Source organism: Pseudomonas sp. C32 (assembly GCF_030417915.1).
In the GTDB taxonomy this organism is placed as follows: Bacteria; Pseudomonadota; Gammaproteobacteria; order Pseudomonadales; family Pseudomonadaceae; genus Aquipseudomonas.
The window spans coordinates 25,314-47,366 of record NZ_JAUHUK010000008.1; the positions used below are offsets into that span (position 1 = coordinate 25,314).

Here is a 22,053-nt window from a genome sequence, read left to right on the forward strand (position 1 = left end):
GGCTTACATCGGCTCCGGTGGCCCGATCAATCGTCCCATGGCACCGAACACGCCCAACTCCTTGATCACCGCCAACTCCCCACGCGTCTCGACCATCTCCGCAATCAGCGGCAAATCAATGCTGTTGGTCGCGCGAAAAATGGCGTCGATGAACAGGCGTTTATCCGGTTGCTCATCGATGCTGCGGATATAGGCGCCGTCGATTTTCAGATAGGCCAACCCCAACTGGGTGAGGTTGCCGATCTGGCTGAAGCGCCCACCAAAGTGCTGCAGGCCGATGCGATAACCGGTGTTGAGCAGGCTGATGTTCAAACGATGCAGCTCCTCGGGAGACGGTAGCTGGCGCTCGTCGATTTCCAGGGTCAGCAGCGGTGCGAGTTCGGGAAGGGAGTCGAGCAGATCGAGGATTTCCCTCAACTGTGTCTGATCACTCAAGGTGCTCCCGGACAGGCTCAATGCCAAAGGCCAGCGATTAACCACCAGGTAATCCAGCGTGGCTTCCAGCATCGCCATGTCGAACCTTGCCGACCATCCGAACCGTTCGATCCACGGCAAAAAATGCCCGGCGGCAATTGCTTCGCCTTGTGGATCGAGCAACCGTGCCAGCACTTTGTGATGCAGTACCAGGCTGGTGTCAGCGCATTGCACGACCGGCTGGAAATACAGCTTCAATTTGCCCTCGTTCAGCGCCTCGTCGATCCAGGTCCGCCAGTCGTGTTGAGTGTGATTGACGGTCGTGTCGTGGTGACTCAGATGTATCCATGGGCGTTCGGGGTGCTGCCGTGCTTCGGTCAATGCCTGATCAAGCCGCAGCCATACATCACTCGCCGGCTCGCCGGGTCGGTAGGTGACGATGCCCAAATGAGCAACAGGCGTGCAGTCGCTGGAACCGGTCAAGCGCAGGTTTTCCAGGGTCGCGCTGACTTCCGTGGCCAGGCGTGCAGCCTCTTCGTTGTTCAGGCCGGGAGTCAGCAGGCTGAATTCACCGCCGCGATTACGCGCTGCCAGCCAGGTCCGCCGTTCCGGTAACTGGGTCAGGCGAGTGAGCAACTCAGCGACGGTGCCGATCAATGCATCGGTACGCTGACCGCCCAGGCGTTGATTGAGGCCGGCCAGGTTGTTGATCTGCAACATCAACAAGTGTCCGTCGCGGCTTTGTTCGCCGACCCGCAAATGATCGCCCAGTTGTTCGTCCAGCAAGCGGCGGTTGGCCAGCCCGGTCAGGTTATCCAGATACGCTTCAGCCTGAAGTTTTTCACTGCGCGCCGCCTCTTCGGCGAACAGGGCCTTGAGCTTTTCGACCATCTGGTTCATGGCCAGCACGACCCGTTTCAGTTCCGGTGTGCGCGGCAGTTTCGGCAGGCTGAGGAATTCGCGTTTGCTGATGGCTTCGGCCTGCCGGACCATATTGTCGAGTGGCCGAAGCTGTCGCCGCAGCAACCATGCGCCAAACACGGCGCTGAGCAGGCCGCACAGCAGCAACCAAATCAGGCTGCCAAGGGTGCTGTCCCAGAGCTTGGCCAGGGCAAACTGCGGATTGCTCAGCACTTCGACCCGCGCCACTTGCTCCCAGCCGCGCATGATCAGCGCATCGCCACCTTCGGGGCGCAGATGGACCAAGCGGACGAACCAGCGCGGCACACCGTCGATTTTCGTGGAGGTGCTGCGTTCCAGCATCGTCTGGTCATCCTTGATGTCAACGATGCGGATGGTACTGAAGTAACCGCTGTCAAAAATGGAACTGACCATCAGCTCCACCATCGCCGGGTCATCGATTTGCGTCGTCAGGGACAATCCCAGGGCAGTGGCTGCATCCTGGGCATGGGCGCGCAATTGGCTGAGCGTCTGCTCGCGCGAGCTTTCCAGGCTGACGAAAAAACTGCCGCTGAACGCCACCAGCAAGAACAGGCAGATGGCCAGAAACAACTGTTTGCGCAATGTCATGAAATGGCTCCTTGCTGTCGCGCCTAACCGTCGCCGACATCGAACCCTTCGGCCTGCATCTTTTTCAGCACATCCTGCCAGCGCGACAGTTTTTTCGAATCGCTGCTGCGCTGGCCACCGTTCTTGCCAGGCAGGTACAAGCCTTCAGCATTGAAGGCGTACACCGGCAACAGGTCTTTACGTTGGGAGGCAGGGCGGATGTCGCCGATCAGGTTGTCCAGCACCAGCGGTTCGGCCGTGGGGCTGCTGTAATAGGTCAGCACCATGTGTGCCTGGTTCTGATTCAAGGCCTTGACGTAGGTGATGCGCAGTTTTTCGCTGGGCACGCCGAGTTGGCGCAGGCTGAAATACTTGGCCAGGGCATAGTCCTCGCAGTCGGCGGCGCCTTTGCTCAAGGCCTCGACCGGCGTGGCCCAGTAGTCGGTCTGACGCCAGATGCGTGTGTCGTCCTGAAAATTCAGTTGCCCGTTGAAGAACCGATTGACCGCCGTGAGTTGCTCTCGCTCAGGTGCGCCGCGTTCGCCTTGCAGCATTTGGCTCCAGGCTTCGATCCGCCCTCGCGCCGGGCCAAGGGGGCCGTAGCGTTTTTCGGCTGATTGCAGGATTTGGGTGAAGTTCCAGTCGGCCTGGACGGCGTTGAGGGCGGCCAGCAGTAATAAACTGGCCAGCAGCCATCCACCGAACCGGAGTCGGAGCGCTGGCCATCCTGGACTACGCGGACCGCGGGGCATGTCGGGCTGCTCGAATGCAGATTGGTGAAGTCTAGGTGGTGTTTGTTACTAGTGCTCGGTTGAGTGATGGCGGCCTGACAGTCAACATCGATGTTGGATGTACTGGCCTCATCGCGAGCAAGCTTGCTCCTACAGGTTTTGTGTCGTTCGAATAGTTTGCGGTCGACGCAAAAACTGTAGGAGCTGGCTTGCCGGCGATGGCGGCCTGTCGGTCAGCATCGATGTTGGATGCACTGGCCTCATCGCGAGCAAGCTTGCTCCTAGAGGTTTGGTGCCAGTCGAGTAATTTGTGTGCCACACAAAAAACTGTAGGAGCTGGCTTGCCAGCGATGGCGGCCTGTCGGTCAGCATCGATGTTGGATGCACTGGCCTCATCGCGAGCAAGCTTGCTCCTACAGGTTTGGTGCCAGTCGAGTAATTTGTGTGCCACGCCAAAAACTGTAGGAGCTGGCTTGCCAGCGATGGCGGCCTGCCAGTCGACCTGATTTCGCGGATGTATCACTCCGTAGGAACTGCCGAAGGCTGCGATCTTTTGATCTTTCCTGTAAAAAACAGAGTCAAAAGATCGCAGCCTCGTTGCACTCGACAGCTCCTACAGGGGAACACAGACGCATCAGAACCAGGCCGATAGGCCGCCGCGGGCACGGAACGTCAACGCGCTTTGGTTGCTCCGGCTTTTCGAAAGTGACCCGCCGTAAGGGCGGAGCCAATAGCGGCCGTGACCGCAGCAACGGATATGTACTCCGACTCAGAATCTCAAGACTTGCGCAGAGTTTTCTGCCGCAGAATATAAATCGTCACCAACACCGCACTGGTCAGCATGAACCCCCGCGCCCAAGGCAACGGCACCAGATAGCAGGAAAACAGAATGCTGGCCCACATCAGGCCGATGGCATACACCTTGCCCTTGAGCGGTATGCCATTGCCATCGAGGTAGTCGCGAATCCACGGCCCGAGCCGCGGATGTTCCACCAGCCATTGATAGAAACGCGGCGAGCTGCGGGCGAAACAGGCGGCCGCCAGCAAGAGGAAAGGTGTGGTGGGCAGTACCGGCAGGAAAATTCCGATGACCCCCAACGCTACGCTCAACCAGCCGATGGCCAGCAGCACGTAGCGCAACATCAGGGGGCGGTTGCCTATGGGGTTGTCCATAGGCAGGACCTTAGTGGTGACGTGGTTTCAGAATTGCCGGTTTTTCGTCGGGTGCGTTGCACAGCAGGTACAGCGCAGTCAGGGCTTCCGGGATCTGCACGATCATGTCGTCCATCAGGTTGGCATCCTTGGCGATGTCTTCGAATTCTGGCTGTTCGTCGAACAGGCCCGAACCGACCATGATCGGCAGCAGCATTTCGCTGACTTCCTCTTCAGCGCTTTCGAACCAGGCCGCTTCGCGCAGGAACACACCTTCCATGAAGCCGATGCACCAGCCGCGCAGGTCGGAATCATCCGGGTCGTCGCCCAGGTCCAGATCGCATGGCAACTCGAACTCTTCATCGGAGGCCAGTTGACGAGCGATGTGCGCTTTGAGACCGATCAGGGTGGCTTCGATCTCTTCGCGCTGGGCTTCGCTGCTGTAATGCGGCTCTTCGGCGAAGAGGGCATCGATCCATTCGCGATCGGGAACGACCTCGGAACAGATCGACAGCGCGGTGAGGTAGCCGTGGGCGGCCACGTAGTCCAGCGCCTCGTCATGCAGTTCGTCGGCGTCGAGGAAGACTTGCAGGCGGGTTAGTTGCTCAGCGAAGGACATTAAAGGACTACCTTGGGGAATGTTCGATGCGGGAATTCTAGGCCTTCTTGAGCGCTTGGGCCAGCCGCACGGCATATTTGCCTCCCTATTAATGTAGGAGCTACCGAAGGCTGCGATCGTTTGATCTTGAAAAACAAAATCAAAAGATCGCAGCCTTCGGCAGCGCCTACCGGATCAGATTTGACTTATCAGCGGTGCCCTTCGCTGGACAGCGCTCGGGTATACTCGCGCGTTTTGTGATGCCCTGCGGGTCTCACGGCTGAAATGTGAAGCGTCATGCAATGCACCCTTACGATTTGTCGGTGCAGCATCGCGTGTTCTGAACCAGCCTTGCAGGGATGTTTCGGTGATTTTTGGAGTTTTTATGCTCGAACAGGCTCAACGCGTCCTCAAGGACATCTTCGGCTACGACAGTTTCCGTGGTCGCCAGGGTGCAATCATTGAGCGCGTGGCCAACGGCGGCGATGCCCTGGTCCTGATGCCTACCGGCGGCGGCAAATCCCTGTGCTTCCAGGTTCCGGCGCTGCTGCGCGACGGCCTGGCGGTGGTGGTGTCGCCACTGATCGCGTTGATGGACGACCAGGTTGCCACCCTCGAAGAACTGGGTGTGGCCGCTGCGGCGTTGAACTCCACGCTCAGCGCCGAGCAGCAGCGCGACCTCGCGGCCCGCATCAAGCGCGGAGAGGTGAAAATGCTCTACCTCGCCCCCGAACGCCTGGTCCAGCCGCGCATGTTGTCGTTCCTGCAAGGGCTGAACATTGCCTTGTTCGCCATCGACGAAGCCCACTGCGTATCGCAATGGGGCCACGACTTCCGCCCGGAATACCTGCAATTGGGCCAGTTGGCGGAAATTTTCCCCGATGTGCCGCGCATCGCCCTGACCGCCACTGCCGACAAGCGCACCCGCGAAGAAATCGTCACTCGCCTGCATTTGCAGAATGCCGAGCGCTTTCTGTCGAGCTTCGACCGACCTAACATCTTCTATCGCATCGTGCCCAAGGAACAGCCGCGCAAGCAGTTGCTGGCGTTCCTCGCCGAGCGGCGCAGCGATGCGGGCATCGTCTACTGCCTGTCGCGCAAGAAAGTCGAGGAAGTCGCGGCGTTTCTCAGCGAGCAAGGCTTTCCCGCATTGCCGTATCACGCCGGTCTGCCGAACGATCTGCGCGCCTTTAACCAGAAGCGCTTCCTCAACGAGGAAGGCCTGATCATGGTCGCCACCGTCGCATTCGGCATGGGCATCGATAAACCGAACGTGCGGTTTGTCGCTCACCTTGATTTGCCGAAATCCCTTGAAGCCTATTACCAGGAAACCGGTCGCGGCGGTCGTGATGGCCTGCCGGCGGATGCGTGGATGGCCTACGGCCTGCAAGACGTGGTGATGCTCAAACAGATGTTGCAGAACTCCGAAGGTGACGAGCGTCACAAGCGCCTGGAGCAACACAAGCTCGATGCGATGCTGTCGCTATGCGAGGAAACCCGTTGCCGTCGCCAGACCCTGTTGGCCTACTTCGACGAAGACATGCCCGAGCCGTGCGGCCATTGCGACAACTGTGTCGACGGCGTGCAGACCTGGGACGCCACCGAACCGGCGCGTCAGGCGCTCTCGGCGATTTACCGCACCGGCCAGCGCTATGGCGTCGGGCATCTGGTGGATGTGTTGTTGGGCAAGGACAACGAAAAAGTCCGCAGTTTCGGCCATCAGCACCTGTCGGTGTTCGGGGTCGGCAAGGCGCGGGCCGAGGGCGAATGGCGCTCGCTGTTCCGGCAGTTGGTGGCTCGCGGGCTGGCCGATGTCGACCATGAAGGGTATGGCGGTCTGCGCTTGAGCGATTCGTGTCGGCCGCTGCTCAAGGGGGAAGTGACCCTGGAGCTGCGCCGCGACCTCAAGGCACAAACCACAGCCAAGAGCAGCAAGAGCCAGGCGAGTCAGCTGGTCCGTGGTGAAGAGCGCGAACAATGGGAAGCCTTGCGCGCCTTGCGTCGCAAACTCGCCGAAGAACATGGCGTGCCACCGTACGTCATCTTCCCCGACTCGACCCTGCTGGAAATGCTGCGCAGCCAACCGACTTCGCTGGCACAAATGGCCACGGTCAGCGGCGTCGGCGCACGCAAGCTGGAACGCTATGGCGAGGCCTTCCTCGAAGTGCTCGGCGGTCAGGTCGAGGCACCGAAGGTGGTGGCCGATGTGCGTCACGAGCTGATCACACTGGCTCGCGCCGGCATGACGCCGGTGCAGATCGCCGGTCAGTTGCAGTGCTCGGAAAAGAACGTCTACACCATGCTGGCCGAAGCGATCGGCAAGCAGCAGCTGTCGCTCGAACAGGCGCTGGATCTGCCTGAGGATCTGATGGGCGAAGTCCAGGACGCGTTCCTCGACGGCGAAGGCGAGTTGCCGCCGGTTTCCGAGATATCCGCGCTGTTTGCCGGCAGGGTGCCGGAAGGGGTGTTGTACTGCGTCCGGGCAGCGTTGCAGTCTGAATTCGAGATTTGATTGATCCATACAGGTGATGTAACGATTCACCAAGGAACAAGCCTTGCTTCATTCCAAGGCTCATGATTAGCTGGCTAATAATTAGTTTTCCTCTATTTCAGTCTAATCATGAGTGTTTTATGCCGTTAACCGAACCGCACCGATTTGGCATGCAACTGGCGCAGATGTCTCGCGGCTGGCGTGCCGAACTGGATCGTCGCCTGGCTGGCCTGGGGCTGTCCCAGGCGCGTTGGCTGGTGCTGCTGCATCTGGCCCGTTTTGAAGACGCGCCGACCCAACGTGAGCTGGCGCAAAGTGTTGGTGTCGAAGGGCCGACCCTGGCCCGGTTGCTTGACAGCCTCGAAGGGCAGGGCCTGGTGCAACGCCAGGCAGTGTTGGAAGACCGTCGGGCGAAAAAAATTGTCCTCTGCGCTCCGGCGCTTCCCCTGATTGAACAAATTGAAACCATTGCCAATCAGCTTCGTCTCGAATTGTTCGAAGGCGTGGACGAGGCGGATCTCAAGGTCTGCATGCGGGTTCACGGGCACATTCTGGCCAACCTGGAAAAATCTTGAGGCATAACAAACCGTCAGGCTTTTGAGCGACAGCGTTGCGCGGACTATAAGAACTACTTGGCAATATCGTGTTCGTACCGGATGTGCGAATACGTGCGGGTCGGTTCTCGTAATCTAAAGGATGCTCATGTTCAAGCGTTGGCGGTTGGTTTTGCGCGGTGGTGGTCGCCTGTTTCTGGTCGGGGCCGCCGTCACTTACTCGGCATTGGCACCTGCGTTGGGCCTGGGTGAAATCACCCTGCATTCGGCGCTGAATCAGCCGTTGCGTGCCGAGATTGCGCTGGTGGATGCCTCAGGGCTTGAAGAGGGCGATTTGTCGGTCAGGCTCGCGACGGAAGATGAGTTCAGCCGCGCCGGGGTTGATCGCGCACCGTTCCTCCATCATCTGACGTTCACCCCGGTCCTGCGCGGCAATCGCAGCCTGATCCAGGTGACCTCCAGCAAACCGGTCAACGAGCCCTTCCTGGACTTCCTCGTGCAACTCGATCAGCCCAATGGTCGATTGGTGCGTGAATACACCGTGCTGATCGATCCGCCAGGCTCACCGGAGATTGTTCCCGCCACGGATGAGCCGGTTTTCAGCCCTTCGTCTTCTGCCTTCCCCCGCGTGGAACCGTCCGTCGTGGCGCCACTGGCGACGAAAACTCCATCGCTGAAAACCGAGCCTGCATCATTCGTGTCAGAGCCGGAAACGGGCCCCGCTGCCGAGCAACTGGCGGCCAGTGTCCTGCAAAACCGACAGCTGCAAACCACTGTCGATGAACTCACAGCAAAGCTTCAAAGGCAGGACAAGGAGATTGCTGTCCAGCAAAAGCAGCTGGCCGAGCAACAATCGCAATTGTTGGCGCTCAAGAGTCTGCAAGCCGAGCCGGTTCCACTCAACCCCGACGCGCTTGAAGAACCCGGCACGGACTGGCTGCAGGCCGCCCGGTATCCAATGATGGCGGCGTTGCTGGTGTTGGGCTGGTTGATGCTTCGCCAGCGTCGCCGCGCTCAATCCGAGCCCGAGGGGGCGATGGATGAACTTCGGGGGCAGGAGCCTGTGATGCAATCGACTCCCGTGCATTACGAATCTCCTGCGGATCAGGAGCATCAGCAGCTTACGTATTTCTCCCCGGCCACTGAGACAACGATGGCCGCTGCGGCCCCACCCGAAGATGTGCCCGACGACACCTCTCGGCTAAACATTGATCAGCTGACCATGGACTCAAGTTGGGAGCTGATCAATCCGTACGCAAATGCCAAACCCGTCACCTTGAGCGAGCACGAAGCAACAATGGAGTGGGTATTGGAGGCCGATCCGCAGCCACGGGATGACCTCAAGCGTTCAGCTCCGGAGCTGCAAGCCGGGCTATCATAGCGGCGTCCTCAGACTTGGAGTTTCGCCCGCCATGACCGCCAGCAAACCGGAAATCATCATCACCTATTGCACCCAATGCCAGTGGCTGTTGCGCGCAGCGTGGCTGGCGCAGGAACTGCTCAGCACGTTCGGTGATGACCTGGGCAAAGTGTCCCTGGTGCCCGGCACGGGCGGGGTCTTTCATGTTTTTTGTAACGATGTACAGATCTGGGAACGCAAGGCGGACGGTGGTTTTCCTGAAGCCAAGGTCCTCAAGCAGCGGGTCCGTGATCAGATCGATCCGGACCGCGACCTCGGGCACAACGACCGTACTCAGTGAGACGAGGCCTGTGCCACAGGTGCTTTCTTGGGAGAACCGCCTGAGAGTCTGCTGGACACCACGATCGCCACGATGATCAAGGCGCCGCCGAGCAGCATGCGCAGGGTCGGATTTTCATCGAACAACAGCCATGCCATGGTGATGCCGTATACCGGCTCCAGGGCAAACACCACGGCGGCGGTGCGCGCCTTGATCACCGCGAGGCTGGCGACAAACAGGCTATGGGCGACACCGGTGCAGAACACGCCGAGCAGACCGATCCACAGCCAGTCGAGGGCTCGCACTTCACTCAACTGCGGTGCGGCGACCGGCAGCAGGCACACGGCGACTACCACGTTCTGACACAGGGCTGCCTGCACGGCCGGGATTCGTCCGGAGCTGGCGCGGTTAGTCAGTGACAGCAGGGCGAACAGCAAACCGGAAGCCACTGCCCACAGCAGGCCAGTGGTGGCGCCGCTGGCCAGGTCAAAATCAGGTGTCACCAGCACCAGGCCGACGCTGACCAGCACCACCAGCAGAATCTCATTGGCACGGATGCGCTCGCGGAAGATCAGCCCTTCGAGGATCACGGTAAACGCCGGAAAACTGGCAAAACCCAGCGTCGCAATCGCCACGCCCGCGACTTTTACCGCAATGAAGAAACTCACCCAGTGCCCGGCCAGCAACAAACCACTGAGCAACAGGCGTCGCCAATCCACGGCTTCGAGCCTTTGCCAGCGCGTCTGGCTGGCGAACCGGGCAAAAAACGCCAGGGCCAACACGGCGAAGGCGGCACGACCAAAAACGATGACTGCCGGAGAGGCGGCAGCAAGTTTGCCAAACACGCCGGTCAGGCCAAACATCAGTGCGCCGATATGCAGGGCGCCAAGGGCAGTACGGGGAGTCATTGCGATCCTTAACAGTAAAATCATGTAGGCGCTGACGGAGGCTGCGATCTTTTGATCTTGATCTTGAAAAAAACAACGTCAAAAGATCGTAGCCTCCGGCAGCTCCTACATTGAACCGTGCGGCCCCGTGGTGTCTGTCGGCAAACTAGCGTTTTTTGTCGCCAGCCTCGCGCCGCAGTTTGCCGGGCGATGCGCCGAACTCCCGGAGCACCGCTGCCGCAAACGCACTCTGCGAGCTGTAACCGACCCGACAGGCAATCTCGCCAATGGGCAGCGCTGAGGTGCGCAGTAGATCCACGGCGATGTGCAGGCGCCGGCTGCGGATGTAATCCATCGGCGTCTGCCCGCATTCGGTCACGAATCGTGCGTGCAAACGAGCGCTGGAGAGCCCGGCCACGCGGGCCAGGTCGGCCACTTGCAGCGGATAGGCTGCGTACTGATCGATGTGCGCATTCAGCGCGGCATACGGCAGGCGCCGACCGCCGACGGTTTCGGCTCTGGCCTTGTTGAGACTGGCCAGCAGCAAGACTGCGCCCTGTTGCGCAATCAGCGGATCATCGACCGGACTGTTCGCCAGCCACTGGACCAGTTGGCTTTGCCCGGCATCCAGTGCCAACCGGCCGGCATTGTCGAGCAGGCGCCGACTGGAATCTGCGTGATCCCCCAGCGACTGGGCCACCCACTGTTCGCTGGGCACGTCCAGCACCAGACAACGGCTGCCATTGGCGCTGCCGCACGCGTGATGCGCGCCGGACGGTATCACCACGAAGCTCTGCTGAACCACCTGACTGCCATGGCCGCCGACCTCGAAATCCAGGGCGCCCGACAGCCCGAACACCAGTTGCGCATGTTCGTGGCTGTGAACGATCAGGTCGTGGCTGTACTGGCGTAGCGTGAGGATCGGTCTCATCGCAGGTCTCCCGGATTAGGCGGCCAGTCTACACCGAGTCGGGTTGCAAACGCTGTCACGGGACTGACTTGGCGCTGTCATGGACCATTAACCGGTCCGGCGCAAACTTGCCAAAACTTGCCAGAGGGTTGCCCATGACCAGCGCCGAGCTCGCCAAACCTACCCGTAAGCAACGCGTGCGAACTTTGTGGATTTCCGACGTGCATTTGGGCACCCGGGATTGTCAGGCTGAACACCTGTCGCAGTTTCTCAAGGGCTACCACGCGGACAAGGTTTACCTGGTCGGCGACATCATCGACGGCTGGAAACTGCGCGGTGGCATGTATTGGCCCCAGGCGCATACCAATGTGATCCGCCGCTTGTTGACCATGAGCAAGCGTGGCACCGAGGTGATTTATGTCACCGGCAACCACGACGAATTCCTGCGTCGTTATTCAAAGCTGATTCTGGGTAACATCCAGTTGGTGGATGAAGCCGTGCACGTCACCGCCGATGGCCGGCATCTGCTGGTGATCCATGGCGACCAGTTCGATGTGATCACCCGCTACCACCGCTGGCTGGCATTCCTCGGCGACTCGGCCTACGAATTTACCCTGACCCTCAATCGCTGGCTCAACCATTGGCGTGCGCGTTACGGCTACGGTTATTGGTCGCTGTCGGCGTATCTCAAGCACAAGGTCAAAACCGCGGTCAGCTTTATCAGCGACTTCGAAGAAGCCATCGCCCATGAGTGCGTCAAGCGCGAGCTGCACGGCGTGGTGTGCGGGCACATTCACCATGCCGAGATCCGCAAGGTGGGCGGGGTGGATTACCTCAATTGCGGGGATTGGGTGGAGTCGTGCACGGCGTTGATCGAGCACTGGGATGGCACGATCGAGTTGTATCGGTTGGCGGATGCCCAGGCGCGGGAGGCGCAGTTGAAAGCTTCGAAAGTCGCAGAACTGGCTTGAAAAGATCGCTGCCGCAGGCTGCGATCTTTTGACTTCAGGCTGGCGAATGTTCTTCCATCGCCGCTTTGTAGATCGAGTTCTTCGGCTGCGCAAACAACCGCTCCATCATCGGCTCGAAGAAGCTCAGCGGCAGCGTGTCATACGCCGGATCAAACGCCGCGGCATCGTATTTGGCGCAGAACTCGGCCGTCGCCTGAAACTGCGGATGGTCCTTGAATTGCTCGCGCAGGTGCCGGTCCATGCCCAGGTGATGGAAGAAATAGTAACCCTGGAAAATCCCGTGTTTCTCCACCATCCATAAACACTCGGCGCTGACGAATGGCTTGAGGATCGCCGCCGCAATGTCCGGGTGGTTAAAGGAACCCAGCGTGTCGCCGATATCGTGAAGAAGGGCGCAAACCACGTACTCTTCGTCGCGGCCATCGCGCCAGGCGCGGGTGGCGGTTTGCAGGGAGTGTGTGAGGCGATCCACCGGGAACCCGCCAAAGTCACCCTCCAGCAACTTCAGGTGCGCCACAATCCGGGTCGGCAATTGTCGGGCGTAGGCACTGAAATCTGCGGCGATGATCGCCCAGTCTTCTTCGGTACCATCCTTCATGTGGGTGAAGCGGGCATTGGCATTCATCGGCAGGTCTCTTTTGACGGCGTGTGACTAGAACGGAACGCGCCCCAGAATCATGTCCCGGTACATGACGAAGTCACCGAGCAGGCTATAAAAGGGATGTTGAAACGTCGCAGGACGATTCTTTTCGAAGAAGAAGTGCCCGCCCCAGGCGAAGCTGTAACCCGCCAGGGGCAGGGCCCACAACAGCATCCAGGCACCACGACCGATGGTCAGCGCGAGAATGAAAATGACCAGGGTTGTGCCGATAAAATGCAATCGTCGGCAGGTACTGTCACTGTGTTCGCTGAGGTAGTACGGGTAGAACTCAGCGAAGCTGTTGAAGCGCTTGATGTTTTCCACGACTGCGATCTCTGTGGTTGTTGTTTCTGATGACAACTTGTTCTGTGGGTAGCTTATTTGAGTCTAGAGTGATCAGTGGCATCAGCCAGTGACAATAGGCGCCACTTTACTATCCTTCGACAATCAGCCGCCTCGAGACGGCTCACCAAGACAGAAAACGCCATGAGCGAACGAACGACCTCTGCAAGCTGGGCGATGGGGATTGTCAAAGCGCTGGAGATGGACGGCCTGGATTGCCGGGTTCTGTTCAAGCAGCTGGGGCTCGACTATGCGGCACTGGATGATCCGGATGCCCGCTTCCCACAGGATTCCATGACACGGCTGTGGCAACGCGCGGTCGAGTTGTCCGGCAACCCGGCCATTGGCCTGAACATGGGCAAAGTGGTGCGGCCTGCGCAATTTCACGTGGCGGGCTACGCCTTGATGTCCAGCCAGACCCTGGCCGAAGGCTTCCAGCGCCTGGTGCGGTTTCAGCGCATCATCGCCGAAAGTGCCGACCTGAGTTTCAAGCTGCTGGACGAAGGTTACGCGCTGATTCTGACGGTGCACGGCGATCATCTTCCGCCGACCCGACAAAGCGCCGAAGCTTCGCTGGCCTGTGCGCTGGCCCTGTGCGGCTGGCTGACCGGGCGGACGTTGCAACCACGCAAAGTGCTGGTTCAGGGCGATCAGCCGGTCGACCTGGAACCGTACAAGCAAGCCTTCCATGCGCCGCTGGTGTTCAGTGCGCCTTACGATGCGCTGATCTTCGAACGCTCGGACATGGAAGCGCCGCTACCGACGGCCAACGAGGCCATGGCGTTGCTGCATGATCGTTTTGCCGGTGAATACCTGGCGCGCTTTTCGGAAAGCCGTGTGACTCACAAGGCGCGGCAGGTGTTGTGTCGTCTGTTGCCTCAAGGGGAGCCCAAGCGCGACACCGTGGCGCAGACGCTGCATTTGTCCCAGCGAACCTTGCAGCGTCGCTTGCAGGAAGAGGGCACGAGTTTCCAGGTGTTGCTCGACGATACCCGACGCGAATTGGCCGAGCAGTATCTGGCGCAACCGAACATGACCTTGCTGGAAATTGCCTATCTGCTGGGGTTCGCCGATCCGAGCAACTTCTTCCGCGCCTTCCGCCGCTGGTTCGATGCCACACCCGGCGAGTACCGGATGCGGCTATTGCAAGCGCCTGCGGCGATCAATGACGCCAAAATGCCGGAATACACAGCACAAACACAGTAATGATTTCCAGTCGGCCCAGCAGCATGCCGGCCGACAGAATCCACTTGGCGGCGTCCGGCAGGGTGGCGAAATTGCCTGCCGGGCCGATGGTTTCGCCCAAGCCCGGGCCGACGCCGGACACGGTGCTGGCCGCGCCGGTCAACGCAGTCATCCAGTCCACACCGAGCAGCGACAGCAGCAGTGCGATCACACAGATGGTGATGGCAAAGAAGAACGAAAACGTCAGGATCGAACGCACGATCTCTTCGTCCAGCCGGTGGCCGTTGTACTTCTGCTTGATCACCGCTCGCGGGTGAATCAGCTGGTTAAGGTTGGCCTTGAGCAGGATGTAGGCGACCTGGAAGCGGAAAATCTTGATCCCGCCAGCGGTCGAACCCGAGCAACCGCCGACAAAGCCCAGATAAAAGAACAGCATCAGCGAGAAATTGCCCCACAGGCTGTAGTCCCCCAGCGCAAAACCGGTCGTGGTCACGACCGACGTCACGTTCAGCGCCACATGCCGCAGCGCGTCCAGCCAATGCATCTGGGTGGTCCACCAGTACCAGGTGCCGAGTACCAGCCAGGTCACCAGCAACATGCCGAGCAAGCCCTGCACCTGTTGGTCCTTGATCAGCGCCTTACGGTTGCCACGCAACGTCGCGACATACAGGGTGAACGGCAGGGCGCCGAGAATCATGATGACGATCGCCACCCAATGCACCGCTGGCTGCGGCCACTTGGCCAAGGACTGGTCGGAGGTGGAGAAACCGCCGGTGGAAATCGCCGACATCGCGTGGTTGATCGCATCGAACGGGCTCATCCCGGCCCACCAGAATGCCAGGCTGCCGAAAATGGTAATGCCGACATAGGCTGCCACGATCAGGCGCGCCACCATGTGCGAGCGGGGCATGACTTTTTCCGATCGATCCGACGATTCGGTCTGAAACAGCCGCATGCCACCAATGCGCAAGAGCGGCAGAATCGCGACCGCCATGCCGATAAAGCCGATGCCGCCGATCCAGTGCAGCAACGAGCGCCACATCAGGATACCGGGGGACATGGTGTCCAGGCCGTTGAGCACGGTCGCGCCGGTGGCGGTGATGCCGGACATGCTTTCAAAGAAGGAGTCGGTGTAGCTGATGTGCTGAGTAAGCAGGAATGGCAGCGCCGCGAAGATGCACACCACCAGCCAGCTGCTCACGGTCAGCAGGTACATGTCCCGCGGGCGCAGGTGAATGTGCTCGGGACGCCCCGGAATCACCAGCGCCAGACCGGCGACAAAGGTGATCATGCTGGCCCAGAGGAACGATGTCAGGTCGCTGGTGCGGTCAAAGATGACCAGCGTGGCCATGGGCACGACCATGGCAATCGCCAGCGTGATCAGGAAGATGCCGATGATGAAACCAATGATCCGTAAGGTCGGCAACGCCATGAGGTCCGCTCGGCTGAAGTAAGGAAGGGCGCCATTCTACCTGCGAGGCGGGGCATGTAAACCGCACTGCGGTGGTAGTTACAGCTAGAATAGCCGCACAAATTTTTCAGGAGGTGGCCGATGCAGGCTCTCGACGCTTTGCTCAACCGTGTTTCCGTCCCACGACTGCTTGATCCGGCACCGACCGCGGAGCAACGTGAAGTGCTGTTTGGCGCCGCCATGCGGGCACCGGACCACGGCCATTTGCAGCCTTGGCGCTTCCTGACGGTGGAAGGCGCGGCACGTGAGCAAATGGGCGAGTTGCTCGCCGAAGCGGCAAGACTGCAGGACAGCGAAGTCACCGAAGCGGCCATCGACAAGGCGCGCAACGGTCCGCTGCGGGCACCGTTGGTGGTCGTGGTGATTGCTCGCGTGCAGGATCACGTCAAATACCCTAAGTCCGAGCAACTGCTGGCGGCGGGTTGTGCAGCCCACGGGATTTTGCTGGCGGCGTATGCCCAAGGCATCGGCGCGGTATGGCGTACCGGTGACCTGGCGTATTCGTCGCATGTGGCCAAGGGTTTGGGATTGGCGGAAGGGGAGGAAGTGATTGCTTTCCTTTATCTGGGTACACCGCAGAAAGAACCGCGAGTGGCCGAGAAGGTCGACCTGGCCGAGTTCGTCAGCGCCTGGCCCGGTAAAGCCTAAAGATCAACAGATCGCAGCGCTTACAACGGCGCAACAGCCCCCGGCACCAACGGCAATTCCAGGCTGGCAATAAACCCGCCTTCAGGATGGTTGGCCAGCGCCAGGCTGCCGCCATGCCGTTCTGCCGCACGCCGTGCAATGGCTAGCCCCAGGCCATGTCCGGCGGTGGTTTGCCCGGGGGCGCGGTAGAACGGCTCGCCGAGCTGACTCAAGTGCTCGGCATCCACTCCAGGCCCATGATCGCGCACTGTCACCACAATGCGTTCGCCCTGGCGCAAGGCCTGTATTTCGATGGGCATGCCACCTGCCGGGTTGAAACGCTGGGCATTTCGCAGCAGGTTGTCCACGGCCCGTTCGATCATGGTCGGCCAGCCTTTGAGGTTCAGTTGCGGCTCGGCTTCGAGATGGACAAGCTGATCCGGTGAGGCCAGTTGCGCATCCTTTTGCAGGGTGGTGAGCAACGCGTTGAGGTCCACCTCTTCCGCACTGGCGTTGTCGGAATCGACCCGCGCCAACACTAGGATTTCGCTGATCAGCGCTTCCAGGCGATCGCACTCGCGGGTCAGGCGCGGCCACAGCTGTTCGCGTTCTTGCGGAGTGGCCCGCTCGGCCAGTGCCAAGGCGATGCGCAAACGAGCGAGGGGAGAGCGCAGCTCGTGGGACACGTCGCGCAGCAATTGCCGCTGACTGCCGATCAGGCTTTGCAGGCGCGCGCCCATGCGGTTGAAATCGTTGGCCAGTACGCCGAACTCGTCGCGGCGGTTAGCCAGTTTCACCAGGCTGTTTTGTTGATAGGTGGTTTGGCCGAGGTCATGCACCGCGCCGCGCAGGCGACTGAGCGGGCGGGTGATGGAAAAGGTCACCAGCAGGCTGAATAAAGTCAGCACCACCAAGGCAATACCCAGCGCACTCAACGGCCATAACAGGCTTTCGCGGTGCCAGGCGTCCAGTTCCGGGTGGGGGATGCGGTAGATCAGCAGGTAGGTGTCGCCGGTTTTTTCGCTGGTGTATTCATCGGTCAGGCGTCGCCATGGCAGGCGTCGGTCTTCGTTATTCTGCCGCGCTTCGAACGCTGCGGCGCGACGAGGGAATGTGCCGCGCACCACCGGGTCGCCACTTTCGTTGAGCACCTGAACGTCAATGTGATACTGACGTTTGCGTTGCTGAAGAAGGTCCTGGGCGGCCTCTTCGCCTTCGGACTCGTAAGTCTGCGTCCACTGTTCGGGCAGCGTGTTGAGGCCCGGGTGACGGCTGAGAATCCATGCGTCCTGATTGAGCATGTGCCCGAGCAGAATGGACAACCCTGCAACCAGAGCGATGGCCAACCAGAAGCTGGCCAGAATACGCCAGAACAATGAACGCACAGAAAATCCTCGAAACGTGTGGGAGCGAGCCTGCTCGCTCCCACATTAGATCAAACGCATGCGACCCAACGCGGTTGAGTCGTTGGGTCCGGGGTTAACGCATTATTGCGCCTTTTGCGGTTGTTGCGCTTTCCAGGCCTTGAACTCGGTCCATTCAGCGCGACGCTCAGCCTGTTTCTTCTGGATTTCGTCGAATTCTTTCTGCTGATCCGGTTTCAACAAGGCGCGTACATCCGCTTCCGCTTTTTTGTGGTTCGCGGTCATCTCGTCTTTCATGGCTTTCTGGTCGGCTGGCGAGAGCTTCTCCAGGTATTTGTCGACCACTTGCTTACGCTCGTGCATTTGCTCGCCCATGATCTTGCGGATCTGCTCGCGCTGTTCGCGGCTCAGGTCCAGCTGGCTGTACGGGCCTTTGCCGTGCATGCCGTGCATCTGACCGCCGTGGCGCGAACCGTCCATCGAGCCATCCATCGGGCCTGCGCCTTCGGGCATGGCCATGGCAACGGTCGGCAGGGCGGCAGCGAACATCAGAGCGATAAGAGTCTTGCGCATGGTGTATCTCCTTGTCTCGTTCCCGGTACGTTCCGGATGAGTGCAGATTACGGAGATCAAGGTCAGCGGCGGTCAGCGGAGTGTAAGGCTTGGGTAAAGATGGTTTTCTATGTCCCTGACAAAACATCCCTGTAGGAGCCGGCTTGCTGGCGAAGGGGCCTTGAGGCCATCAAAAGCTTCGCTGGCAAGCCAGCTCCTACAGGGGGCGTGTTTCGTCAGAGGCTGTAGTAGTAACCGCGGCTGCGAAGGGCAACGATGCGCGGTCGGCCATCGGCGTGCGGGCCGATTTTTTTGCGCAGGTTGCTGACGTGCATGTCCAGGCTGCGGTCGTACAGGGTCAGCTTGCGGCCGAGGGCGATTTGCGCCAGTTCCTGCTTGTCCAGAGGCTCGCCGGGTTGCTTGAGCAAGGCTTCGAGCAGGCGACTTTCAGAGACGGTGAGGATGTATTCCTGTTGATCGATGCTGACCACGCCGCGCACCGGGCTGAAACACAGGTCGCCCAGTTCCATCTGGCTGGACACCGCCGCCGGATGGCTGCGGCGCAACACCGCACGCAGGCGGGCGGTCAGTTCCCGCGGATCGCAGGGTTTGGCCAGGTAATCGTCGGCGCCGAGTTCCAGGCCGAGGATGCGGTCCAGCGGTTCGCCCCGGGCCGAGAGCATCAGCACCGGCAGATCCGGATGATCGCTGCGCAATTGCTTGAGCAGTTCCAGGCCGCTGCCGTCGGGCAGCATCACATCCAGCACCACGGCCGCCGGGGAGGCCTCCGCCAGTGCACGCCGCGCACTCTGGCCGTCGTGACAGGCGCGAACCTGAAATCCTTCCTGGCTCAGCCAACTGCCCAGGAGCTCACACAGCTCCTGGTCATCATCAATCAGTAACAGCTCGCTCATGACTCACTCAATTTAGCCATTGTCGACGTTTTCGACTTGCCCCACTGGCGAAGATACCGCAGAGCAGAGCCAATAGCGCTACCCCGGCGCCGATCACGAACCATTGTTGCTGATCGGTCAACCAGCGTGGCACCGAACTGCCGGCCTGGGCTTCCTTGAGTTGCAGCTTCAGTCGCTGGTTCTCTTGGCGCAACCGGGCCAGTTGGGCGCTTTCGCGCTCGCCATCGGCATTCTGCAGTTGTTTGCTCAGTTCTTCCCGTTGCCGCTCGCTGTCTTTCAAGCGTTGCTGCAATTCATTGATCTGGCTGCCGGCGCTCAAGGACAGCGGCGTGGAATGACCTTCCTCGGCGCTTTCTTCACCGTGGGCGGGTGCCATGATCGACAACGTGACTAACATCAGACACAACGGACCTTTGCGCATCGCGACTCCTGATTCCAATACGAGTATTGGGCAAGTTGTCGGCCGGCAAACGAGAATAATGAGCGATTGAGAACGCGATGAACCAATAAGGTTCACCGCGTGGAGAGGTGTTACGGCAGGACTTGCTTGAACGGCTTGACCAGAACGTTGGCGTAGACGCCTGCGGCGATGTACGGATCTGCGTCGGCCCAGGCTTGTGCGGCGCTCAGGGAGTCGAACTCGGCGACGATCAGGCTGCCGGTGAAACCCGCAGCGCCTGGATCATTGCTGTCGATCGCCGGGTGTGGACCGGCCAAAACGATGCGACCTTCACCTTTGAGCACTTGCAGGCGCTCAAGGTGTGCAGGCCGTGCGGCCAGGCGGGCTTCCAGGGAGTTGGCGACGTCTGTGGCAATGATTGCGTAAAGCATGTCAGTCCTCGGTTTTAGGCGTTGTGGTATCGGCATCATGCAGATGGCGGGACAGGTAGATGCCCTGGCCAACCAGGAACAGCAAAGTCATGCCCAGGCTGCCGAAGACTTTGAAGTCGACCCAGTAGCTCTGGAAGGTGAACGCGACAAACAGGTTGGCGGCACCGCAAAACAGGAAAAAACCGATCCAGGCGATGTTCAGGCGCGTCCAGACCGGCTCCGGCAGGGTCAGTGCATGGCCCATGATGCGCTTGATCAGCAGGCTGTCACCGATGAAGTGGCTGCCGATGAATGCCAGCGCGAACAGCCAGTTGACCACCGGGGCTTTCCATTTCAGGAACGTCTCGCTGTGGAAGGCCAGCGTCAGGCTACCGAAGACCAGGCAGGCGATCAGCGTCAGCCACTGGCTCTTCTCCAGCTTGCGCTGTTTGATGAACAGCGTGCCGTAAACCGCCAGCGAACTGATGATCAGCATGGCCGTGGCGCTGTAAATACCGCCTACAGTTACCTCATGACCGGCAATGTCGACGACCCGTGGATCGATTTTGAAGACGATGAAAAACAGCAGGAGCGGGATGAAATCGATGAATTGTTTCACAGTGGCAGCCAGAAGCAGGATGTGGCGGCATAATAACAAACATATGGGCGCGCGATAGCGCCAGCTGATTTGAGGTTACAAAGCCCTGTGAATGTTGATTTGCACTGCCATAGCACGGCCTCCGATGGCGCCCTGGCGCCTGCGGTTCTGGTTGCGCGTGCGTTCGAGAACGGCGTGCGAGTCCTGGCCCTGACCGATCACGACACCCTCGAAGGCCTCGCCGAGGCGCGCAGCGCTGCGGATGCGCTGGGAATGCAACTGGTCAACGGGGTCGAATTGTCCTGCACCTGGGGCGGCGCCACCATTCACGTGCTTGGCTATGGTTTCGACGTCAACGCCGCGCCGTTGGTCGAAGCGATCGCCAAATTGCACGATGGGCGCTGGCTGCGTTCCGAAGAGATCAGCCGAAAACTGGCGCTCAAAGGCATGCCGGGGGCGCTCGAAGGTGCCCGGTCGATACAGCAGGAGCTGGGCGACAGCGGCAACGCACCGGCCCGCCCGCACTTTGCCGACTGGATGGTCCGTGAAGGTTTCGTCAAGGATCGCGCCGAAGCGTTTCGCAAATGGCTGGGCGCCGGCAAGCTGGGCGACGTCAAGCAACACTGGCCGACGCTGGAAGACACCGTCGAAACCCTGCGCGCGGCCAAGGCCTGGGTCAGTCTTGCTCACCCATGGCACTACGAATTCACTCGCAGCAAGCGCCGCCGCCTGATTGCCGACTATATTCAAGCAGGTGGCCACGCCATCGAAGTGGTCAATGGTTACCAGCCCGCCGAGCAAGTGGGCAGCCTGGCCATTCTGGCCCGTGAATTCGGTCTGCTGGTCAGCGCCGGCAGTGATTTTCATGGTCCGGGAGGCTGGTCAGAGATCGGTGAGTACCGCCCGCTCCCGGAGGATCTGCCGCCACTTTGGTGCCGATTCAAACATGACCCAGTTATTGCCGCCGTCTGAACAGGTAGAAAATGTGAGTCAATTTTTCCAGATTCATCCGGAAAACCCGCAAGCGCGCCTGATCAAACAGGCAGTCGAGATCATCCGCAGCGGCGGGGTGGTGGTTTATCCCACAGACTCGTCCTACGCCATTGGTTGCCAGATCGGCGACAAGGTTGCCGTCGAGCGCGTGCGCCGTTTGCGCGGGCTGGATGAAAAGCACAACTTCGCGCTGATTTGCTGCGATTTGTCGCAACTGGGGTTGTTTGCCAAGATCGATACCGGGACTTTCCGTCTGCTCAAGGCGCACCTGCCGGGGCCATACACCTTCATTCTCAACGCCACCCGCGAAGTGCCACGGTTGTTGCTGCACCCGAAAAAACGCACCATCGGCCTGCGTGTTCCGAGTCATCCGATTGCCCTGGCACTGCTGGAACAGCTGGGTGAGCCGCTGATGAGCGTGAGCTTGATCATGCCCGGCGAAACTGACCCGATGTCTGATCCCTATGAAATGCGCCAACTGCTCGAGCATCAGGTTGATCTGATCATCGACGGCGGTTTCGGCGGCATCAAGGCGTCCACCGTGATCAACCTCGCCGACGGCGAGCCTGAAGTCATCCGCGTTGGCTGCGGCGACCCTGCGCCTTTCATGGCCGAGGCGTAGATGTCGGCAGTAGAACCCGTCGACAGTCAGGCCGGCGCC

The 22,053-nt window shown here is 60.1% G+C and carries 24 protein-coding genes; 9 read left to right on the forward strand and 15 right to left on the reverse strand.

Features of this window, described 5'->3' with window-relative positions:
- Positions 1-3: 3 nt before the first annotated feature.
- The 4 genes from lapD to QYH43_RS10900 all read right to left on the reverse strand — a co-directional run bounded on the left by lapD (position 4) and on the right by QYH43_RS10900 (position 4,425).
- Positions 4-1,944, reverse strand: a complete 1,941-nt coding sequence (gene lapD, locus QYH43_RS10885) for a cyclic di-GMP receptor LapD (RefSeq protein ID WP_095152153.1) — start codon at positions 1,942-1,944, stop codon at positions 4-6.
- Positions 1,945-1,967: 23 nt separating this feature from the next.
- On the reverse strand, positions 1,968-2,675 hold the full coding sequence (gene lapG, locus QYH43_RS10890; RefSeq protein ID WP_301157040.1) for a cysteine protease LapG: 708 nt from the start codon (positions 2,673-2,675) through the stop codon (positions 1,968-1,970).
- A 756-nt stretch (positions 2,676-3,431) separates the two neighbouring features.
- Positions 3,432-3,827: a YbaN family protein gene (locus QYH43_RS10895; RefSeq protein ID WP_007975274.1), complete on the reverse strand. Its 396-nt coding sequence runs from the start codon at positions 3,825-3,827 to the stop codon at positions 3,432-3,434.
- 10 nt (positions 3,828-3,837) lie between these two features.
- The gene (locus QYH43_RS10900; protein WP_095058966.1) at positions 3,838-4,425 is read right to left on the reverse strand and encodes a YecA family protein; all 588 of its coding nucleotides are present in this window, start codon (positions 4,423-4,425) and stop codon (positions 3,838-3,840) included.
- Between the two features lie 364 nt (positions 4,426-4,789).
- Between QYH43_RS10900 and recQ the strand changes: the two genes are divergently transcribed.
- The 4 genes from recQ to QYH43_RS10920 all read left to right on the forward strand — a co-directional run bounded on the left by recQ (position 4,790) and on the right by QYH43_RS10920 (position 9,149).
- Positions 4,790-6,916: a DNA helicase RecQ gene (recQ, locus tag QYH43_RS10905; RefSeq protein WP_095058967.1), complete on the forward strand. Its 2,127-nt coding sequence runs from the start codon at positions 4,790-4,792 to the stop codon at positions 6,914-6,916.
- A gap of 119 nt (positions 6,917-7,035) precedes the next feature.
- Positions 7,036-7,470: a MarR family transcriptional regulator gene (locus tag QYH43_RS10910; protein WP_095152151.1), complete on the forward strand. Its 435-nt coding sequence runs from the start codon at positions 7,036-7,038 to the stop codon at positions 7,468-7,470.
- Between the two features lie 127 nt (positions 7,471-7,597).
- A complete protein-coding gene (locus tag QYH43_RS10915) occupies positions 7,598-8,830 on the forward strand; it encodes a FimV family protein (RefSeq protein ID WP_301157041.1) in 1,233 nt (410 codons plus the stop codon).
- Positions 8,831-8,861: 31 nt separating this feature from the next.
- Positions 8,862-9,149: a SelT/SelW/SelH family protein gene (locus tag QYH43_RS10920; RefSeq protein WP_095058970.1), complete on the forward strand. Its 288-nt coding sequence runs from the start codon at positions 8,862-8,864 to the stop codon at positions 9,147-9,149.
- Here QYH43_RS10920 and QYH43_RS10925 read toward each other — a convergent pair.
- A complete protein-coding gene (locus QYH43_RS10925; RefSeq protein WP_095058971.1) occupies positions 9,143-10,036 on the reverse strand; it encodes a DMT family transporter in 894 nt (297 codons plus the stop codon). The genes QYH43_RS10920 and QYH43_RS10925 overlap by 7 nt on opposite strands.
- Before the next feature lie 145 nt (positions 10,037-10,181).
- Positions 10,182-10,946 (reverse strand): AraC family transcriptional regulator, encoded by a 765-nt coding sequence (locus QYH43_RS10930; RefSeq protein ID WP_095058972.1) that lies wholly within the window; start codon positions 10,944-10,946, stop codon positions 10,182-10,184.
- A gap of 134 nt (positions 10,947-11,080) precedes the next feature.
- On the opposite strand from QYH43_RS10930, the gene QYH43_RS10935 reads away from it, so the two are divergent.
- Complete coding sequence (locus QYH43_RS10935) at positions 11,081-11,896, forward strand: UDP-2,3-diacylglucosamine diphosphatase (RefSeq protein WP_095152147.1); 816 nt, start codon at positions 11,081-11,083, stop codon at positions 11,894-11,896.
- A 34-nt stretch (positions 11,897-11,930) separates the two neighbouring features.
- Here QYH43_RS10935 and QYH43_RS10940 read toward each other — a convergent pair whose 3' ends face one another.
- Positions 11,931-12,521 (reverse strand): HD domain-containing protein, encoded by a 591-nt coding sequence (locus tag QYH43_RS10940; protein ID WP_095058974.1) that lies wholly within the window; start codon positions 12,519-12,521, stop codon positions 11,931-11,933.
- A gap of 27 nt (positions 12,522-12,548) precedes the next feature.
- Positions 12,549-12,860 carry a DUF962 domain-containing protein gene (locus QYH43_RS10945; protein ID WP_301157042.1) on the reverse strand — a complete coding sequence of 104 codons (312 nt, stop codon included), beginning with the start codon at positions 12,858-12,860 and terminating at the stop codon, positions 12,549-12,551.
- A gap of 162 nt (positions 12,861-13,022) precedes the next feature.
- Between QYH43_RS10945 and QYH43_RS10950 the strand changes: the two genes are divergently transcribed.
- Positions 13,023-14,084, forward strand: coding sequence for an AraC family transcriptional regulator (locus tag QYH43_RS10950; RefSeq protein WP_095058976.1), 1,062 nt, complete (start codon positions 13,023-13,025; stop codon positions 14,082-14,084).
- Here QYH43_RS10950 and QYH43_RS10955 read toward each other — a convergent pair.
- Positions 14,041-15,495, reverse strand: coding sequence for a TrkH family potassium uptake protein (locus QYH43_RS10955; protein WP_095058977.1), 1,455 nt, complete (start codon positions 15,493-15,495; stop codon positions 14,041-14,043). The genes QYH43_RS10950 and QYH43_RS10955 overlap by 44 nt on opposite strands.
- A gap of 120 nt (positions 15,496-15,615) precedes the next feature.
- Between QYH43_RS10955 and QYH43_RS10960 the strand changes: the two genes are divergently transcribed.
- On the forward strand, positions 15,616-16,182 hold the full coding sequence (locus QYH43_RS10960) for an NAD(P)H nitroreductase (protein ID WP_301157043.1): 567 nt from the start codon (positions 15,616-15,618) through the stop codon (positions 16,180-16,182).
- A 20-nt stretch (positions 16,183-16,202) separates the two neighbouring features.
- Here QYH43_RS10960 and QYH43_RS10965 read toward each other — a convergent pair whose 3' ends face one another.
- From QYH43_RS10965 to QYH43_RS10990, 6 genes are all read right to left on the reverse strand, one after another.
- Complete coding sequence (locus tag QYH43_RS10965; RefSeq protein ID WP_301157044.1) at positions 16,203-17,546, reverse strand: cell wall metabolism sensor histidine kinase WalK; 1,344 nt, start codon at positions 17,544-17,546, stop codon at positions 16,203-16,205.
- A gap of 102 nt (positions 17,547-17,648) precedes the next feature.
- The gene (locus tag QYH43_RS10970; RefSeq protein WP_095058980.1) at positions 17,649-18,098 is read right to left on the reverse strand and encodes an LTXXQ domain protein; all 450 of its coding nucleotides are present in this window, start codon (positions 18,096-18,098) and stop codon (positions 17,649-17,651) included.
- A 215-nt stretch (positions 18,099-18,313) separates the two neighbouring features.
- Entirely contained in the window at positions 18,314-18,991 is a 678-nt protein-coding gene (locus tag QYH43_RS10975; RefSeq protein ID WP_301157045.1) for a response regulator transcription factor, read from the reverse strand.
- 7 nt (positions 18,992-18,998) lie between these two features.
- A complete protein-coding gene (locus QYH43_RS10980) occupies positions 18,999-19,412 on the reverse strand; it encodes a translation initiation factor 2 (protein WP_095058982.1) in 414 nt (137 codons plus the stop codon).
- Between the two features lie 110 nt (positions 19,413-19,522).
- The gene (locus tag QYH43_RS10985) at positions 19,523-19,822 is read right to left on the reverse strand and encodes a YciI family protein (protein ID WP_057715934.1); all 300 of its coding nucleotides are present in this window, start codon (positions 19,820-19,822) and stop codon (positions 19,523-19,525) included.
- 1 nt (position 19,823) lies between these two features.
- Positions 19,824-20,420, reverse strand: a complete 597-nt coding sequence (locus tag QYH43_RS10990; RefSeq protein ID WP_095058983.1) for a septation protein A — start codon at positions 20,418-20,420, stop codon at positions 19,824-19,826.
- Positions 20,421-20,507: 87 nt separating this feature from the next.
- On the opposite strand from QYH43_RS10990, the gene QYH43_RS10995 reads away from it, so the two are divergent.
- Complete coding sequence (locus QYH43_RS10995; RefSeq protein WP_095058984.1) at positions 20,508-21,371, forward strand: PHP domain-containing protein; 864 nt, start codon at positions 20,508-20,510, stop codon at positions 21,369-21,371.
- Between the two features lie 13 nt (positions 21,372-21,384).
- Positions 21,385-22,014 carry an L-threonylcarbamoyladenylate synthase gene (locus QYH43_RS11000; protein ID WP_095059054.1) on the forward strand — a complete coding sequence of 210 codons (630 nt, stop codon included), beginning with the start codon at positions 21,385-21,387 and terminating at the stop codon, positions 22,012-22,014.
- The last annotated feature ends 39 nt before the right edge of the window (positions 22,015-22,053 follow it).

What these genes read in the sequence shown, in the direction of transcription:
- lapD (WP_095152153.1), bottom strand. Translation starts at nt 1,944, where the DNA reads ATGACATTGCGCAAACAGTTGTTTCTGGCCATCTGCCTGTTCTTGCTG.
- lapG (WP_301157040.1), bottom strand. Translation starts at nt 2,675, where the DNA reads ATGCCCCGCGGTCCGCGTAGTCCAGGATGGCCAGCGCTCCGACTCCGG.
- QYH43_RS10895 (WP_007975274.1), bottom strand. Translation starts at nt 3,827, where the DNA reads ATGGACAACCCCATAGGCAACCGCCCCCTGATGTTGCGCTACGTGCTG.
- QYH43_RS10900 (WP_095058966.1), bottom strand. Translation starts at nt 4,425, where the DNA reads ATGTCCTTCGCTGAGCAACTAACCCGCCTGCAAGTCTTCCTCGACGCC.
- recQ (WP_095058967.1), top strand. Translation starts at nt 4,790, where the DNA reads ATGCTCGAACAGGCTCAACGCGTCCTCAAGGACATCTTCGGCTACGAC.
- QYH43_RS10910 (WP_095152151.1), top strand. Translation starts at nt 7,036, where the DNA reads ATGCCGTTAACCGAACCGCACCGATTTGGCATGCAACTGGCGCAGATG.
- QYH43_RS10915 (WP_301157041.1), top strand. Translation starts at nt 7,598, where the DNA reads ATGTTCAAGCGTTGGCGGTTGGTTTTGCGCGGTGGTGGTCGCCTGTTT.
- QYH43_RS10920 (WP_095058970.1), top strand. Translation starts at nt 8,862, where the DNA reads ATGACCGCCAGCAAACCGGAAATCATCATCACCTATTGCACCCAATGC.
- QYH43_RS10925 (WP_095058971.1), bottom strand. Translation starts at nt 10,036, where the DNA reads ATGACTCCCCGTACTGCCCTTGGCGCCCTGCATATCGGCGCACTGATG.
- QYH43_RS10930 (WP_095058972.1), bottom strand. Translation starts at nt 10,946, where the DNA reads ATGAGACCGATCCTCACGCTACGCCAGTACAGCCACGACCTGATCGTT.
- QYH43_RS10935 (WP_095152147.1), top strand. Translation starts at nt 11,081, where the DNA reads ATGACCAGCGCCGAGCTCGCCAAACCTACCCGTAAGCAACGCGTGCGA.
- QYH43_RS10940 (WP_095058974.1), bottom strand. Translation starts at nt 12,521, where the DNA reads ATGAATGCCAATGCCCGCTTCACCCACATGAAGGATGGTACCGAAGAA.
- QYH43_RS10950 (WP_095058976.1), top strand. Translation starts at nt 13,023, where the DNA reads ATGAGCGAACGAACGACCTCTGCAAGCTGGGCGATGGGGATTGTCAAA.
- QYH43_RS10955 (WP_095058977.1), bottom strand. Translation starts at nt 15,495, where the DNA reads ATGGCGTTGCCGACCTTACGGATCATTGGTTTCATCATCGGCATCTTC.
- QYH43_RS10960 (WP_301157043.1), top strand. Translation starts at nt 15,616, where the DNA reads ATGCAGGCTCTCGACGCTTTGCTCAACCGTGTTTCCGTCCCACGACTG.
- QYH43_RS10970 (WP_095058980.1), bottom strand. Translation starts at nt 18,098, where the DNA reads ATGCGCAAGACTCTTATCGCTCTGATGTTCGCTGCCGCCCTGCCGACC.
- QYH43_RS10975 (WP_301157045.1), bottom strand. Translation starts at nt 18,991, where the DNA reads ATGAGCGAGCTGTTACTGATTGATGATGACCAGGAGCTGTGTGAGCTC.
- QYH43_RS10980 (WP_095058982.1), bottom strand. Translation starts at nt 19,412, where the DNA reads ATGCGCAAAGGTCCGTTGTGTCTGATGTTAGTCACGTTGTCGATCATG.
- QYH43_RS10985 (WP_057715934.1), bottom strand. Translation starts at nt 19,822, where the DNA reads ATGCTTTACGCAATCATTGCCACAGACGTCGCCAACTCCCTGGAAGCC.